The organism is Paludibacterium purpuratum (assembly GCF_004363805.1).
Lineage (GTDB): Bacteria > Pseudomonadota > Gammaproteobacteria > Burkholderiales > Chromobacteriaceae > Paludibacterium > Paludibacterium purpuratum.
Map to the genome: position 1 here is coordinate 194,745 of NZ_SNZP01000008.1, position 15,415 is coordinate 210,159.

Consider the following 15,415-nt stretch of genomic DNA (forward strand, 5'->3'; position numbering starts at 1 on the left):
GCGTGCCGCTGTCGGCGGCTCTAGCGATTTACCGATTATTTGCTGTTTTTCCACGCGATTTGCCGCATTCCGGCATATTCCTTGCCGCGAGGCGACATGACATCGTTTTATGGCTTTTTCGCCAAGCCGCCGATCCATGCCGGCAACGCCGGCAACACGCTTTGCCAGTCGCGCGGAGCGTGCTGACGCAATAGCCGCATGCTCGGATACCACGGCATGGTCTCGCCCTCGGCCGGAAACAGGTTGCCGCCCTGTGCCGACATCAACACGATGGTCGGCACGCCCATGGCGCCGCCCAGGTGCGCGGCGGCGGTATCCACCGACACCAGGGCATCCATTTGAGCCAACAGCGCGGCGCTGTCCGCAAAATCCTCGATCCGCCCGGGCGAGCGCATCATGGCCTGCAAATCGACCGGCAGCGGATCGGCACCGTACTGCAGGTCGATCCAGTCGGCCGACATCGCCGATAGCAATTGGCGCAGGGCCGTTTCGGACAAGCTGCGATCCTGTCGATCGCGCTCGTCGGCCCCGACAGCGGCCTGTCCGGATTGCCAGACCACCCCGATACGCGGCCGGTGGTCGCGCGCGCCCAATCGAGCGGCCCATTGCTTCGTCAATGCGGCATCGGCCGCCAGATAGGGCAACCATGCCGGAAGCGTCTGTGGCGTGAGGTGAAAATGCAACGGCAGCGACATGAGAGAAAGATGATAGTCGGCAGCGGGCGGCGGCTCACTCGCGTCCACCACGCCGTCGACGCCATCTATACAGGCAAACAGGCGCAGCAATGCCGGACTGACACGCAACAGCAACCGGCAGCCCGGCAAGCCGGCTCGCAAGGCCGGCAGCAGACGCACCATCTGGATGGTGTCGCCCAAGCCCTGCTCGTTCCACAATAGCAGCGTCTTGCCGCCGAGCGGCTCGCCCCGCCAGGCAGGTACCGCCGCCTCGATTTGCTGGCGCTGCGCAGCCAACCTGGGCAAAGCCCAACGGGATTCGTACCAGCCGAAACCGCGCGCCCAATCGCCGGACTGGATCAGCGCGATCGCATAGTTGAAGGTCAGCGCGGCGGGCCGCTCCGGCGATGCCATGGCCCGGCGGTAGATTGCCAATGCTTCGGCCAACCGCCCCTGGGCCTTCTCAAGCAGACCCAGGTTGGTCAGCACCTCGGCATTGTCCGGCGCCAGCAGCAAGGCGTCATCCAGACATCGACGTGCCTCGTCGTAACGCAATTCGTCGCGGTACAGGTTACCTAGGTTGTTCAGTGCATCCAGGTAGTCGGGCTTGAGATCGAGGGCTTCGCGCAACAATTGCACGGCAAGCGCACGCTCGCCCAGCAGTTTGAGTAGCACCGCCAGGTTGTTGCGCACCTCCCACGAGCCTTGATTCAGGTCCAGCGCCTGGAGATAGTGTTCGAGTGCCGCAGAATAATCGCCGAGCGTATAGCATTGATTGCCGAGCTCGAAGCAGGCGAGCCAATCCGCGGCCGGGGGCGTGTTCATCGCGTGCCGGATTGACGCGACGCCAGCATGACCGCCACCTGGGCCAGCACCGCATCCCAATTGCCGTGCTCGGTCTGGCGCAGCACGCGGGCGCTCGGATACCACGGAGCGGTTTCCCCCTCGACACCGAAGAACGGTGCCCCCTCTTGCCGCATCAGCACCCAGACGGGGCAGCCCATGGCCCCCGCCAGGTGTGCGACGGCGGTATCCACACTGATCACCAAATCGAGATTGGCGATGATGGCGGCGCTATCGGCGAAATCGCGAATCACTGGCGCGAACAGCCGGTCGCGTAGCACCTCCGGCAATGGCTCGGGCTGCAGACAGACAAAGTCGGCCAACGGCAAAAGCGGTAATAACGCTTCCGCCTCGATCGACTTCTGTTGCCGCATGAGGTCACGCACACCCACGCCCCAAACACCGGATTGCCAGGCCAAGCCAACACGCAACCGGCCGGTTTGCCGGGCCGGCAACCGGGCAGACCATTGCGCGGCATCGGCAGATTGCGGCGTAAAGTAAGGCGCCAGCGGCAGGTTGTCGATGCGGGCGTCGAACACCTCGGGTAACGATGCCAACGGCAACTGCCAGTCGAACTCCGGTTGCGCGTCGGGCGCCAGCAGTTCGATATCGGCAAGGTCGGCGAACAGTCGATGCAGGCTGACCGGGCAGGAAAACAGCAAGCGCGCCGATGGATGCGCCGCGCGCAGGCGCGGAATAAAGCGTGCCATTTGCAAACAGTCGCCCAGACCCTGCTCGCTCCACAGCAGCAGCGTCTGCGCCTCAAGCGGCTCGCCCTGCCAGCGCGGGCCGGCAAAACTCGGCGTCAAAATGGTCCGCCAACGGGATTCGTACAACGGCCATGCTTCGGCATAGCGGCCAAGCATGAACAAAGGAATGGATTGGTTGTAGCTCGCCTCGTGGAAGTCGGACTGAAGCGCCAGCGCCTGGCGATAAGCGTCGATCGCATCCGGTAGGCGCAGGCTACCGGTCAGTGCGTTACCGAGATTGGTCCAGCGTGCCGGGCTCGCGCCAGCGAGCTCCATGGCGCGGATGTGGCAGGCGGCCGCATCGTCATAACGCCGCTGATGCTGCCGCACCAGCCCTAGATTGCTCCAGCCGTCGGCATGATCCGGCACGAGCTGCAGCGCCTGAATCAGCAGGCCCTCGGCCGCCCCCAACTGCCCCAATTCTTTCAACAGCGCAGCCAGATTGATCAATAGCCCCGGCGCTTTCGGCTGGCGGTCGAGCGCTTGGCAATAATCGTCCAGCGCCTGATCGAAGCGCCCCAACCGATGGTAGACCACCGCTCGGTTGGCCAGCGCTTCCCAGTCATCCGGTCGTTCGGCCAGGACGGCGTTGAAGTCCTTCAACGCGGCATCCCACAGCCCTTCCGCCACGTGTTGACAGCCTTGTTCGTATGCCGCATCTGCGCCAAGTAGGATCATGTGTCTTGCTCCAGTAAAGCCATCAGCCCTGCCTCGTCGAGGATTGTCACGCCAAGGGCCTGTGCTCGGTCGAGTTTACTGCCGGCCGCTTCGCCGGCCACCAGATAATCGGTCTTGCCTGACACGCTGCCGGCCACCTTGCCGCCGGCGGCTTCGATCAACGCTTTGGCTTCGTCTCGGCTTAGCGTCGGCAGTGTGCCGGTCAACACCAGCGTCTTGCCGGCCAACGAGCGCGGGCCGGTTTCCGGCGCCGCTTCCTGAGGCCAATGCACGCCGACGGCCAACAGCGCCTCCACCACCTCTCGATTGTGCGCTTCGGCGAAGAAGTCGAGAATCGACTCGGCCACAACCGGCCCCACGTCCGGCACGGCCATCAAAATATCGAGCGAGCGGGCACGCGCCAACGGATCGTCGATCCCCTCGGCCAGCGCGCACAGCGCGCCAAAATCGCCGATATGGCGCGCCAGATCGCGGGCGGTCGCTTCGCCGACATTACGGATGCCCAGCGCGTAGATAAAGCGTGCCAGCGTGGTGTGTTTACTGGCCTCGATGGCGGCCACCAGGTTGTCGGCGCTCTTTTGCCCCATGCGCTCCATCCCGGCCAACTCGGCCACCGCCAACCGATACAAATCGGCCAGGGTGCGCACCATACCGCGGTCGACCAACTGATCGATCAGCTTGTCGCCCAGCCCGTCGATATCCATCGCCCTGCGCGAGGCGAAGTGCCAGAGAGCCTGTTTGCGCTGAGCCGAGCAGAACAGGCCGCCCGTACAACGCGCGATGGCCTCCCCCTCCAACTTGGCGATATGCGAACCGCACACCGGGCAATGGGTCGGCAAGCGGTATGAGGGATACACCGGCTCCAACGTCGGCGAAAACAGATCGCGTCCCGCCGCCTCGCGCATGGGACGCTTTTCCAACACCACGGACACCACTTCCGGGATGACATCGCCGGCCCGGCGCACGATGACCGTGTCGCCGATACGCACGTCTTTGCGTAGCACCTCGTCCTGGTTGTGCAATGTGGCATTGGTGACGGTGACGCCGCCGACGAACACAGGCGCAAGCCGCGCCACCGGCGTGATGGCGCCCGTGCGACCAACCTGCTCCTCGACCGCTTCGACCACGGTCAGCGCCTCTTCCGCTGGAAATTTGTGGGCAATGGCAAAACGCGGCGCGCGCGCCACGAAGCCTAGCTGCTCTTGCTGATCGCGCCGGTTGACCTTGTACACCACGCCATCGATGTCGTAGGGCAGCTCGGCGCGACGCGCCAGGATCTCTTCGTAATAAACCACCAGTCCCGTCAACCCGCGCACCGCCGGTCGCAGGGCGTCCTCCACCACCGGCAGACCGAGCGTGGCGAGCCAGTTCATCTCGGCCTGATGCGTATCGGGCCATTCGGCACCCTCGATACGGGCGATGGCATAAGCAAAGAAGGACAGCCGGCGTTTGGCGGTGATGCGCGAATCCAACTGACGCAGACTACCGGCGGCGGCATTGCGCGGATTGGCGAAACGCTTCTCGCCGAGTGCGTCCTGCGCCTGATTCAACCGCTCGAAATCGGCTTTGAACATCAGTACCTCGCCGCGCACCTCCAGCAGGGACGGCAAGTTGTCGCCAGCAAGCCGCAGCGGCAGGCTGCGCACGGTACGCACATTCTCGGTGACGTTCTCGCCGGTGACCCCGTCGCCGCGCGTTGCCGCCTGCACCAAGACACCGTCGCGATACAACAGGCTGATGGCTAAGCCGTCGAACTTGGGCTCGACCGCGTACTCGACCGGCAATACCGCCAGTTCGCGTGCCACCCGTTCGTCGAATTGAGCCAATTCGGCATGCCGCTCGACCGGCGCTTCAAGCTGCATATCGGAGAAGACATTGTTGAGCGACAGCATCGGCACCGCATGGGCAACTTGCTCGAAGGCATCGAGCGGTGCGCCGCCGACGCGCCGAGTCGGCGAATCGTGCCGTTGCAGTTCCGGGTGGCGCGCCTCCAACGCCATGAGTTCGCGCAACAGGCGATCGTATTCGGCATCGGGCACCGTCGGCGCATCGAGTTCGTAATACTCACGTCCATAACGGTCAAGCAGAGCACGCAATTCGGCGGCGCGCTGGATATCGTCGGTCGGTGTCATATCGAATCGGAAAGGGTTCGGGGCCGGCGAATCGCCGGCCCCGCAAGTATCAGGCAAACAGGCGCAGGGCGGCGACACTGCCCGGGGCGATGCCGCGGTCGTCCATGCTGCCGTAGATGGTTTTCAGCTGATCGCGGATGCGGGCGAGGCCGACATCGGTCAGCAGTCGACGGTTGTCGTCGACCAGTTGGGCGTCGAACTCCTGTGCCAGTTGGCGGGCGAACTGGATGGCCCGGTCGAAAACCTCGACACCGCCAGCCACGCGCGGTACGTCGAACAGCAGACACAGGGCCGGGAAGCTGTTGTCGAGCAGAGTATGCAATGTGAACGGCATCTGATCGGCCGCCATCAGCGAGTAGAGTGTGTTGCCGGAATCCGCCAGGTAGTGGAAAGCGCCATCCGGTTCCAACTGCATGCCGTTGGATTCGACGAAACTACGCAGCCGTGTGCCTTCGATCGCCAGTCGTGGCGCGATATTGAGACCGATCAGCACATCGACGTCGGCGCAAAAGCGATCGAGTTCGCGTGCGGCGACCAGCTTCTGCTGACGTTGCGGGAAGCTCACCGCGGCGCCGTATTCCTCGGCGAAGTGCGATACCTGCTGGCAGAAGCTGGCAAGCTCCTGCTCGGTGACCGCGCCGCCGCGGTCGACCAATTGCAGGCCAATGTTGATTTGCTTGTAGCGGATGCCTGGCAGCACTTCGGCTGGCTTCCACAATCCCTTTTCGGTGCGTCCGATGACCTGCACGCGCTTAGCGACATTGAAGCGCGGCATGTTGACCAGCTCAAGCGGCTGGTGGAACACCACTTCGCAGATGAAATCCAGCGACGGATCGAGCATGGCCACCACCAGCGCCTGGTGGTCGGCCGAGTCCAGAGCGGCATCTTCATCCTTGACCGCGGAGGGCGCGTCGGGCGCAATCGGCGCAGCCTCGTCCTGCGGCAGCTCGACCTCGAAGGGCTCGGGCAGGTCGACGCGACCGGCATCGAGCAACACCGGCTCCAGACGATCGGCGCGCACGCCGTCACGCACGTTATTTTTCGGCACGGTCAATAACGGATCGTCCTGCGTGCGCACGAACGACTGGCGCATCCTGCGACGGAAGCGCCACTCTTGCACCACGTTAAAACCGTACACCAGGGCGACAATCGACCCGCCCAATACCAGTAAACCTATTTGCAATTCGCTCATCAGCCAGTCCGCAAGGGCGAATAAATCCGTGGGTAGTATAACGAATCGTCGATCAGGCGACACCTGTGTAGGCGAGAAACATTCGGAAAAGCCTTACATTTCGGCTTTTGCCAGCCGCACAGCTCAAAAAAGAGCACCAAATAGACGCCATTCTCAAGCATGCCACCAGCGATGGTTTCTAGTCGATACATTACTCATTATTTGTGCTAGATATTCATGCAGAGGGAATTTTGCAATTAGTTCTAATACGAACTATCATCGCTCAAAACAAAATATGGAGACCTCATGAGTCAATCGCCCCGCGAGCCCTTCTTACCAGTGATCCGACTTCTGGCCCAAACTTATCAGGCCTTCGAGCAATTCTCGGCCTTCCACGTGCGCCAGATGGGCCTGACTCCGCCGCAGTTCGACGTCGTCGCCACACTGGGCAATACCCGTGGCATGAGTTGCAAGGAACTTTCGGAAAAGACCTTGATCACCAAAGGCACACTGACCGGGGTGGTCGACCGGCTGTGCGATAAAGGCATCGTGCAACGCACAACGATGGAGCATGACCGTCGCAGTGTGTTCGTCGCACTGACCGCGCGCGGAGAAGCGCTGTTCGAGGAGGCCTTTCCGGCCCACCTGATGCACATGCGCCAAGCATTCACCGCCTTCGATAGCAAAGACTACGACCTTTGCGCCACCGAACTGAAGCGATTGCGCGACGCATTCACGGTCGCCATGGCAGAGGTGCCCGATGAAACCTGCTAATAATGCCCGTTATGCCGCACCGATGGTGCTGCTACATTGGTTAATGGCCATTCTGATCGTCACGGCCTTTGCCGTCGGCCTGAAGATCTGGAGCCTGCCACTGTCGCCGTTGCGGCTAAAACTCATCCTCGGCCACAAATCGGCCGGCATCGCCGTCTTGCTGCTCTTGGCGCTGCGCGTCATCGTCCGGCTCGCATCGCACGTTCCCCCCTTGCCCGCGCATATGTCGCCGATCGAGCAGCGCCTGGCGCATCTCGGTCACCTGGCCTTGTATGTCTTGATGCTGGCGGTGCCCTTGTCCGGCTGGGCCATGAGCTCCGCCTACGGTATTCCGGTGGTGTTCCTTGGCGTATTGCATCTGCCGGAATGGATCGCCAGCGATCCGACACTCGCCGAACAGCTCCGATGGTTGCACCGCGGCCTGAACCTGCTACTGGCGCTGACGATCGTCGGTCATGCGTTCTTCGCGCTGAAACACCACTTTTTCGACCACGACGGCATGCTCAACCGCATGCGCCTCGGTGGTTCCCGATCCATGGAGAAATAAATATGAAGCCTTACCTCGCAGCCTGCTTGCTGGTCGCTAGCGCACCGCTCTTGGCCGCGCCGATCGACAGCGGCCAAAGCCGTATCGATTTCACCCTGAAGCAGATGGATATTCCCATGCAGGGACAATTCAAGCGCATCGGCGGCGACGTGACGCTGGATCCGGCCAATGCCGCCCAAGGTCGGGCCAATCTGACCATCCAGATCGCCAGCATCAGTCTGCCGACGGCGGATGCCACCGCACAGACGAAACAGCCGGCATGGTTCAATGCCACCCGCTTTCCGACCGCACAACTGATCACCAGCAGCATTAAACCGCTTGGCGGCAACCGTTTTCAGTTCAGCGGCAAACTGACCATCAAGGGCACGACCCGCGATGTCTCGGCGCCATTTACCCTGAGTCGCCAGGGCGCATTATCGGTCGTCGACGGTACGCTGCCAGTGTCGCGCCTTGCATACAAAGTGGGAGAAGGCGAGTGGGCCGATACCGACACGGTGGCCGATAGCGTGCTCATCAAATTCCACATTGCCTACCCGAGCAGCAAATAATCACCAAAATCAAGGAGAAACTGCATGAAACAACTGTTGATCGCAAGCGCGCTGGCCATGGCGAGTGCCGCCACCTTCGCCGCACCCGCCACCTATACCGTGGATCCGAGCCACACCTTCGCCGGATATGAAATCAATCACCTCGGCTTCTCCAATCAATCGGGCACCTTCTCCAAAGTAAGCGGCGCAGTGGTGCTGGATATGGCGAAACATACCGGCTCGGTGGACATCACGGTCGACACCAACTCGCTACAGACTTTCTGGCCGGCGCGCGACAAGCATCTGAAGAGCGAAACGTTCTTCAATGTGGGCAAATTCCCGACCATGACCTATAAGGCCAGCTCGCTGGTGTTCGATGGCGACAAGCTGACACAAGTACAGGGCGACCTGACGCTCTTGGGCGTGACCAAACCGGTCACCCTGACGGTGACCAACTTCCGCGGCGGTAAGAATCCGATGCTGGGCAAGGAAGAATACGGCGCCAACGCCACGGCACTGATCAAGCGCAGCGATTTCGGCATGATGGCCTTCCTGCCGGCCATCGCCGACGAGGTGACCTTGAACCTGACGATCGAAGCCATCGGTCAGTGAGCAAGTCGGAACGGCACAGCCATTCTGAGCCTTGACGCCACCGCCACGCCGGCGCGCTGCGCCGGCGTGTAAGGCCCCTTGCGCAACAGGTCGAGCGCGGCCTGATCCAGTTCATCGAAACCGCTGGAGTGCAGCAAAGCCACCTCCTGCACCCGGCCGTCCACCGCGACGGTCACCATCGCCTCGACCCGTCCTTCCACGCCCCGCTCCCGCGCCCGTTCCGGATAAGGTGGATGCTGTGCATCGCCCAAGTAACGCGCCGGGCTGATCGCGCTCGCTTTGCCGTTCGTTTGACCGCCGGCGCCGACCGGTAGAGGGACGTTGGTCGCGGCGCTCCCCGTCGCGGGCGATACGGCGGGCGTGGCGACAGCCGGGGAGAGAGAGGGAGCGACAGACGGGGCAGTCGTCGGCACCGCCGACTTAGCGGCATCCGCGCTGGGGGGCGAGATCGCCGCAATCCGCGGCTTAGCCGTCCGTGCCGCGACGCTCGGCGCCGACCGAGCGCCGCTACCTGGTGGCTGACCGGTACCCACTGCGGTGGTCAGCACCACCTGCAGCACCGGCGGTTCGCTCGAATGCGGCGCGGACAACACGCTTAGCAATACCCAATGCGCCAGCAGCGACAGAACAAGGGCCAGGATCAGCGTACGCGCGGACTTCATACCGCTTAGCAACGCATGGCGGCGCTACGCCGGGTGTAACACAACCAGGCAATCAGCGTGGAGAGAACATAGAACAGAAAGAACAGCGCGAAGGCCGGCACGAAACTGTTGAACCAGGTCAGCGAGTTGCCGAACGATTTGGGGATAAAAAACCCGCCGAAAGCCGCGCCGACCGAGCTGATATTCATGGCCAGCGCGCCGTTTCGACCGCCGCGCGCATAAGCTTCCGCCTCGGTCTCGCCGCGTTCGGCCGCCTGCTGCAGGGCCTCATGCATGAAGACCTTGGGGGCCAACTGATAGGAGGAACCGTTGCCGATGCCCGCGGCGGCGAAGATCAGTTGCACCATGCCCAGGAACAACCAAAACGAGCCGCCCCCCGCCTCTCCCGGCATGCTCGCCAACACCCCCGCCGTGCCGACGGCCATCAGCACATTGCTGATCATCGTGGTGATGCCGCCGCCGAGGTGATCGCCGAGCCAGCCGCCGAACGGGCGCACCAGCGCGCATAGCATGGGGCCGATAAAGGCGTAGCCCATGGCGTTATGCAGTGGAAACAACGCATGCGACAACAGCGGAAACGCCGCCGACAGACCGAGGAACGTGCCGTAGCTGCTTAAATACAACAGGCAAATCGTCCAGGTGTGCCGATGTTTCATCGCCGTAAGCTGATCGAACGGGGTCAGGCGCAGGCGCGGCATGTCGTGAGCGTAGAGCAGACAGATCAGCGCCATGAGGGCGATGAAGGGTGTCCAGCAGTAGCCGGCATTTTGCAGCCACACGGCGTGGACATCGCCGCCCTGCCCCCAGATCTGCGGCTCGCCGCCGGACCAACCGAACAGATTGACCGAGATCAGCAGCGCGATCACCAGCTGCGACACCGATACGCCCAAGTTGCCCAGACCGGCATTGATGCCCATGGCAAAGCCCTTGGCTGCCTTGGGAAAGAAGAAGCTGATGTTGGGCAGATGCGAGGCCGAGGCCCCGCCACCGATGCCGCAGCAGGCGGCGATGAACAGCAAGACAGGGAACGGCGTGGCGATATCCTGCACCACATGCGCCACCCCCAACGCGGGGAGCAGCAGGAACAGCGTGGACAGCGCCATCCAAGTACCGCCGCCGACCCAGCTCCAGGCCCAGGAATAGGCGATGCGCATCAAGGCGCCGACCAGGCCGGGGATCGACACCAGCAAAAACTGTTGCTGACTAGTGAGCAGAAAACCGACGGCGGGCAAATTGACCACCACCATGCTCCACATCATCCAGATATTGAAGTTGAGATGCAGCGCGCAAGTGGACAAAATCAGGTTGCGGTTGGCGATGCGTCGACCGTGCGTCAGCCAGAAAAACATGTTTTCCGGTTCCCAACGCTTGATGCGTATGGTCATTCCAGATCGTCCATAAGCCTAAAAGCGAGCATTGTACCCGATCCCATCGGCGACATCAGGCGGTCTCGCGCATTTGCAGCGCTTCGACAATATCCACCGCCACCACCCGGCTGACGCCCTTTTCCTGCATGGTGACGCCCACCAGCTGCTCGGCCATTTCCATGGTCAGGCGGTTATGCGAAATATAGAGGAACTGAGTTCGTTCGGCCATTTGCTTCACCAGATCGCAGAACCGGCTGGTATTGGCGTCGTCCAACGGCGCATCGACTTCGTCGAGCAGGCAGAACGGTGCAGGATTCAGGCTAAACAACGAGAAAACCAGACTCATGGCGGTCAGTGCTTTCTCGCCGCCGGAAAGCAGATGGATCGTACTGTTCTTCTTGCCTGGCGGCTGGGCTATGATCTGCACGCCGGCATCGAGCAGATCTTCGCCGGTCAACATCAGTTCGGCACGACCGCCGCCGAACAGCGTCGGGAAGAACTCGCTCATCTTGGTGTTGACCGCATCGAAAGTGGTTTGCAGAATCGCACGCGACTCGCCGTCGATCTTCTGAATGGCGGCCTCCAACGTGGCGATGGCTTGCTGCAGGTCGTCGCCCTGCGCGCCAAGATATTCGCCCCGTACCCGCGCCTGCTCAAGCTCTTCCAACGCCGCCAGGTTGACGGCGCCCAAGCCCTCGACCGCTCGTGCCAGCCGCGCGATTTCGTTCGCCAACGCACCCGGCTTGACGCCGGCGCCCAGATCCGCCAATAACGCCGCTTCGTCCGCCTCGGCCGCACGCAACTCTTCGGCATAGCGCTCCATGGCGATGCGCGCCTCCTGATGCGCCAGCAGCGCGTTCTGGCGCGCTTCGCGCAGCGCGGGCAGCGACAGATTGATATCGTGTTGCTGGGTCGAGAGCGCGCGCATGCGCTCGGCCAGCCCATTGAGCAGGTCGCGCGCCGCGGCCAGTTCGCCCTCGGCCAACTCGCGCGCAGCCAACAAGGTCTGCAGCGCCTCCTGCATATCGTCCTCTTCCAGCGCGATGGCCTCTTCCGCCAGACCGGCCAAGCGCTCGGCCAGCAAGGCATCGCGTTCGTCGCGCGCTTCATCGCGCCGGGCGAGTTCGGCCACCTTCTGCTCGGCGGCCTGCAAGCGCAGACGGATATCGTGTATCTGGCGTTCGGCTTGCCGCGCTCGTTCGCGCTCTTCGGCCAAGGTGCTCTGCGCCTGGCTGCGTGCCGCGCGCACCTCGCTGATCTGTTCCTCCAACGTTTCGAGCTCGATGGCCACCGTTTCGATGACTTGGCCCGCTTCGAAGATCTGCTCCTGAGCCATTTCCAACTCTTCGCGCAACGTCGCGCTTTCGCTCAGGATGGCATCGCGCCGCGTACTGCCCTGGCGCGCCGCCTGATCGAGCCGCACATGGGCGACAGTCGCGGCGTTCAGTTCGCCGTCGAGCCGGGTGACGGCGCCTTTCTGACCGCGTACGGCCTCGGCCAACATGCCCATCTGGCCGGCTACGCGCTCGCGCTGGCTTTGCGCCGCCGCCAACGCCGGGGCCAATTCGGCCGCTCGCGCCGCGGCTTGATCGAGTCGGGCTTTTTGCGCCATCAACCCGTTCTCGCTCGCCTCCCCGTGGAATTGCACACTGTGCCGGCCTAGGCGGTGCCCCTCGGGTGTGACCAGCCATTCGCCGACGCCAAGTTGCCCGCGACGAGACTGAGCCGCTGTCAACGTATCGGCCAAATAGACGCCGGCCAGCCAATCGTCGAGCGCAGCGTCGAACGGTGCCGGCGCTCGTACCTGGTCGCGTAACGACGGCAAATCGGTGCGGCCGGCAGCGCTGCCGCCAGCCGTCGCCTCGACCAGCGCCAGCGGCGCCGGCGGCGGCGGCGCTTGCGCCGGCAGCACACCCGCGCGCGCCGTCAGTCGTTCCGCCAACACCGCTTCAAGCGCCACGCGCCAGTTCGACTCGACCTGCAGCGTCTGCCACAGGGCCGGCGCGTCCTGCAAACCATGCTGCGCCAACCAGTCGGCCAGTGCGCCGGCATCCCGCTCGCGCGACAGCAGCGCCGACAATGCCGAAACTTCGGCCTCGGCACGCGCCATCTCGCCGCGTAAGCGATTAAGGGTTTCATCGAGCTTTTCGCGCTCGCGGGTCAAATCGGCGAGTTTGGCTTCGTCGGCCACCACGCGCTGCCGCACCGCCTCCAACGCGACGCGCGCATCGTCGACCCCCTTGGCCGCTTCGCCCAGCGCTTCTGGGCTAGGTAGATTGAGCGCAGTCTGTTCCTGGCGTAACGCCTCGAGCCGAGCACCGGCCTGCTGCCGCGCGGCTTGCAGATGCTGGACGCGCTGACTGGCCAAGTCGCGCTGGCGCACACGCTCGCCGTATTGTTCGCTCAAGCGGTTTTGTCGAGTTTCTTGCTCGGCATGCGCCGTCTCGACGTCCGGCAGTCGGCCGCTATCGTCCTCATGACGCAACATGGCCTCTTCCAACTGCAGATGCAGCTCTTCGCACTGTTGCCGCCATTCGTCGCGCTCTTCGGCAATGCCGGACTGCTCGGCGGCAAGCCCCGCGCGGTCGTTGCGCGCCTGCACAAGATCGCGTTCGATGCGCGCGCGCGTCTCCTGGCGATGCCGCTGCTGCTCTTCCAGACGCGCCAGTTGGGCGTTGGCGTCGAACACTTGCTGTTGCGCCGCCTGCACGCGATCCCCCGCCGTGAAGTGGCCGTCGCGAACAGTCTCCAGTTCGGCGTCCAACGACGACAGCGCCTGCGTCAATCGCGCCTCCTCGCTCTCCAGTCGCGCCAACTCGACACGGGCGGCGGCTTCGTCGCGGGCGGCCTCTTCGCGCCGCGCCAGCGCCAGCAGATTTTGTTTGTGGGTCAACGCCGCGCGTAGGTCATGGTATTGCGCCGCCACCGCAGCCTGTTCGGTCAGCCGGTCGACCTGACGCGCCAGTTCCTGCCGCAGATCGTCGACCCGCAACAGATTGTCGCGGGTGTCGGCCAGGCGGTTTTCGGTTTCGCGCCGCCGATCCTTATAACGCGATACGCCGGCGGCTTCTTCCAGGTAGACCCGCAATTCCTCGGGCCGCGCTTCGATGATGCGCGAGATCATGCCTTGCTCGATCACCGCGTAACCACGCGCGCCGACGCCGGTGCCGAGGAACAGATCGGTGATGTCCCGGCGCCGCACGACTTGGTTGTTGATCAGGTAACTGGATTCGCCCTGGCGTGTGAGCACGCGCTTGATGGCGACTTCGGCATATTGCCCCCAGGGTCCGGCAAGCTGGCCGTCCCCGTTGTCGAACACCAGCTCGACCGAGGCGCGCGAAACGGGTTTGCGCGTAGTGGAACCATTGAAGATGACGTCCTGCATCGACTCGCCGCGCAACTGCTTGGCCGAGGACTCGCCCAGCACCCAACGCACGGCATCGATCACGTTGGATTTGCCGCAGCCGTTCGGGCCGATGACCGCCACCAACTGCCCGGGGACAGGAATGGCAGTAGGATCGACAAACGACTTGAATCCAGATAGCTTTATATGCGTTAACCGCACGACACCCTCGCTCGCGAGACGCTCGAAACCGTTAGTTTAACAAGGCTGGTCGCGACGTGTGGCGTTCGATTCCGCCCCGCCGCCTGGGCGTTGTAAACGCCTTTGCGCACAGCCTGTGCCATAATGCAAAAATGAAACCGTTATCGCTCGCAGACCAGTTTCTCATTGCCATGCCCAACATGGCCGACCCGCTTTTCGCCCGCGCACTGGTTTACCTGTGCGAACACGGCGAACACGGTGCCATGGGGCTGATCGTCAACAAGCCTTCCGGCATTGCGATGGCTCAACTGTTCGACCAGATCGACCTGCCGATGGAGCCCGGCCCGCTCTCCGGCGCCTCGGTGCTGTTCGGCGGCCCGGTTCAGCCCGACCGCGGCTTCGTGCTGCACAGCCCGATCAGCGACTGGCAGTCCAGCCTGCGCGTCACCGACGACATCATGCTCACCACCTCCAAGGACGTGCTGATCGCGGTATCCGAGCACAAGGGGCCTGAGCGTATCCTGATCACCCTGGGTTATGCCGGCTGGTCGAGCGGCCAGTTGGAAGAGGAAATCGCCAGCAATGCCTGGCTGACCGTCGAGAGCGACCCGGCCATCATGTTCGACCTGCCGGCCGAGGAACGCTATGACGCGGCCATGGCGCTTTTGGGCTTCGATCCGTCCCTGCTTTCCGGGGACATCGGTCATGCCTGAGGGTTGTGCATTGGCCTTCGACTTCGGCGAGCGCCGCATCGGCGTCGCCGTGGGCGAATCGCTGGTCGGCATCGCGCATCCGCTGTGCACCATCGATAGCGAAATCACCGACGAACGCTTTACGCGCATTGCGGCGCTGATCGACGAATGGCGGCCGCAGTCGCTGGTTGTCGGCCTGCCCACCCATGCAGACGGCACCGAGCACGAAATGACCCGCCTGTCGCGCCGCTTCGCCAACCGGCTCAAGGGTCGGTTCGCGCTGCCGGTATGGCTGGTGGACGAACGCCACACCTCGTTGTTGGCCGAGTCGCTGCTCAGCGAGGCTGGTCTCAAAGGGCGCAAGCAGAAGCCGGTGCTGGATCAGGTGGCCGCCCAGGCGATCCTGCAGACCTGGTTCGACATGTCCGGCGAGTCGGTCTGAC

Annotated in this window: 13 protein-coding genes; 6 read left to right on the plus strand and 7 right to left on the minus strand. The window is 63.2% G+C overall.

Annotated elements, in window-relative coordinates; genetic code table 11:
- Positions 1–107: 107 nt before the first annotated feature.
- Genes DFP86_RS11460 through DFP86_RS11475 form a run of 4 tightly spaced genes read right to left on the minus strand, consistent with a single transcriptional unit; the run spans position 108 to position 6,268 of the window.
- Positions 108–1,499, minus strand: a complete 1,392-nt coding sequence (locus DFP86_RS11460; protein WP_133681300.1) for a tetratricopeptide repeat protein — start codon at positions 1,497–1,499, stop codon at positions 108–110.
- Positions 1,496–2,944, minus strand: a complete 1,449-nt coding sequence (locus DFP86_RS11465) for a tetratricopeptide repeat protein (protein WP_133681303.1) — start codon at positions 2,942–2,944, stop codon at positions 1,496–1,498. Before DFP86_RS11465 ends, DFP86_RS11460 begins: the two co-directional genes overlap by 4 nt.
- Positions 2,941–5,076 carry an NAD-dependent DNA ligase LigA gene (gene ligA, locus DFP86_RS11470; RefSeq protein WP_133681305.1) on the minus strand — a complete coding sequence of 712 codons (2,136 nt, stop codon included), beginning with the start codon at positions 5,074–5,076 and terminating at the stop codon, positions 2,941–2,943. The genes DFP86_RS11465 and ligA overlap by 4 nt, the downstream gene beginning before the upstream one ends.
- 49 nt (positions 5,077–5,125) lie before the next feature.
- Positions 5,126–6,268: a cell division protein ZipA C-terminal FtsZ-binding domain-containing protein gene (locus DFP86_RS11475; RefSeq protein ID WP_133681307.1), complete on the minus strand. Its 1,143-nt coding sequence runs from the start codon at positions 6,266–6,268 to the stop codon at positions 5,126–5,128.
- A 285-nt stretch (positions 6,269–6,553) separates the two neighbouring features.
- Here DFP86_RS11475 and DFP86_RS11480 point away from each other — a divergent pair, with 285 nt between their 5' ends.
- From DFP86_RS11480 to DFP86_RS11495, 4 genes are read left to right on the plus strand one after another with little or no spacing between them, the layout of a single operon-like run.
- Positions 6,554–7,021 carry a MarR family winged helix-turn-helix transcriptional regulator gene (locus tag DFP86_RS11480; protein WP_133681309.1) on the plus strand — a complete coding sequence of 156 codons (468 nt, stop codon included), beginning with the start codon at positions 6,554–6,556 and terminating at the stop codon, positions 7,019–7,021.
- The gene (locus DFP86_RS11485) at positions 7,008–7,568 is read left to right on the plus strand and encodes a cytochrome b (protein WP_133681311.1); all 561 of its coding nucleotides are present in this window, start codon (positions 7,008–7,010) and stop codon (positions 7,566–7,568) included. Before DFP86_RS11480 ends, DFP86_RS11485 begins: the two co-directional genes overlap by 14 nt.
- A 2-nt stretch (positions 7,569–7,570) precedes the next feature.
- A complete protein-coding gene (locus DFP86_RS11490; protein WP_133681314.1) occupies positions 7,571–8,116 on the plus strand; it encodes a YceI family protein in 546 nt (181 codons plus the stop codon).
- Positions 8,117–8,140: 24 nt separating this feature from the next.
- Positions 8,141–8,707, plus strand: coding sequence for a YceI family protein (locus tag DFP86_RS11495; RefSeq protein WP_133681316.1), 567 nt, complete (start codon positions 8,141–8,143; stop codon positions 8,705–8,707).
- On the opposite strand, the gene DFP86_RS11500 is transcribed toward DFP86_RS11495, so the two are convergent.
- The 3 genes from DFP86_RS11500 to smc are packed head-to-tail and all read right to left on the minus strand — an operon-like array spanning position 8,701 to position 14,301.
- Positions 8,701–9,369 carry an energy transducer TonB gene (locus tag DFP86_RS11500; protein ID WP_133681318.1) on the minus strand — a complete coding sequence of 223 codons (669 nt, stop codon included), beginning with the start codon at positions 9,367–9,369 and terminating at the stop codon, positions 8,701–8,703. The two genes, DFP86_RS11495 and DFP86_RS11500, sit on opposite strands and share 7 nt — an antisense overlap.
- Before the next feature lie 5 nt (positions 9,370–9,374).
- A complete protein-coding gene (locus DFP86_RS11505; protein ID WP_133681320.1) occupies positions 9,375–10,754 on the minus strand; it encodes an MFS transporter in 1,380 nt (459 codons plus the stop codon).
- A gap of 55 nt (positions 10,755–10,809) precedes the next feature.
- A complete protein-coding gene (gene smc / locus DFP86_RS11510; RefSeq protein WP_133681322.1) occupies positions 10,810–14,301 on the minus strand; it encodes a chromosome segregation protein SMC in 3,492 nt (1,163 codons plus the stop codon).
- A 131-nt stretch (positions 14,302–14,432) separates the two neighbouring features.
- Between smc and DFP86_RS11515 the strand changes: the two genes are divergently transcribed.
- Together DFP86_RS11515 and ruvX are read left to right on the plus strand one after the other, a co-directional pair.
- Positions 14,433–14,993: a YqgE/AlgH family protein gene (locus DFP86_RS11515; protein ID WP_133681324.1), complete on the plus strand. Its 561-nt coding sequence runs from the start codon at positions 14,433–14,435 to the stop codon at positions 14,991–14,993.
- Positions 14,986–15,414 (plus strand): Holliday junction resolvase RuvX, encoded by a 429-nt coding sequence (gene ruvX / locus DFP86_RS11520; RefSeq protein ID WP_133681326.1) that lies wholly within the window; start codon positions 14,986–14,988, stop codon positions 15,412–15,414. Before DFP86_RS11515 ends, ruvX begins: the two co-directional genes overlap by 8 nt.
- The last annotated feature ends 1 nt before the right edge of the window (position 15,415 follow it).

Excerpts from the sequence above, each read along its gene's own strand:
- DFP86_RS11460 (WP_133681300.1), bottom strand. The coding sequence starts at position 1,499 with ATGAACACGCCCCCGGCCGCGGATTGGCTCGCCTGCTTCGAGCTCGGC.
- DFP86_RS11465 (WP_133681303.1), bottom strand. The coding sequence starts at position 2,944 with ATGATCCTACTTGGCGCAGATGCGGCATACGAACAAGGCTGTCAACAC.
- ligA (WP_133681305.1), bottom strand. The coding sequence starts at position 5,076 with ATGACACCGACCGACGATATCCAGCGCGCCGCCGAATTGCGTGCTCTG.
- DFP86_RS11475 (WP_133681307.1), bottom strand. The coding sequence starts at position 6,268 with ATGAGCGAATTGCAAATAGGTTTACTGGTATTGGGCGGGTCGATTGTC.
- DFP86_RS11480 (WP_133681309.1), top strand. The coding sequence starts at position 6,554 with ATGAGTCAATCGCCCCGCGAGCCCTTCTTACCAGTGATCCGACTTCTG.
- DFP86_RS11485 (WP_133681311.1), top strand. The coding sequence starts at position 7,008 with ATGAAACCTGCTAATAATGCCCGTTATGCCGCACCGATGGTGCTGCTA.
- DFP86_RS11490 (WP_133681314.1), top strand. The coding sequence starts at position 7,571 with ATGAAGCCTTACCTCGCAGCCTGCTTGCTGGTCGCTAGCGCACCGCTC.
- DFP86_RS11495 (WP_133681316.1), top strand. The coding sequence starts at position 8,141 with ATGAAACAACTGTTGATCGCAAGCGCGCTGGCCATGGCGAGTGCCGCC.
- DFP86_RS11500 (WP_133681318.1), bottom strand. The coding sequence starts at position 9,369 with ATGAAGTCCGCGCGTACGCTGATCCTGGCCCTTGTTCTGTCGCTGCTG.
- DFP86_RS11505 (WP_133681320.1), bottom strand. The coding sequence starts at position 10,754 with ATGACCATACGCATCAAGCGTTGGGAACCGGAAAACATGTTTTTCTGG.
- DFP86_RS11515 (WP_133681324.1), top strand. The coding sequence starts at position 14,433 with ATGAAACCGTTATCGCTCGCAGACCAGTTTCTCATTGCCATGCCCAAC.
- ruvX (WP_133681326.1), top strand. The coding sequence starts at position 14,986 with ATGCCTGAGGGTTGTGCATTGGCCTTCGACTTCGGCGAGCGCCGCATC.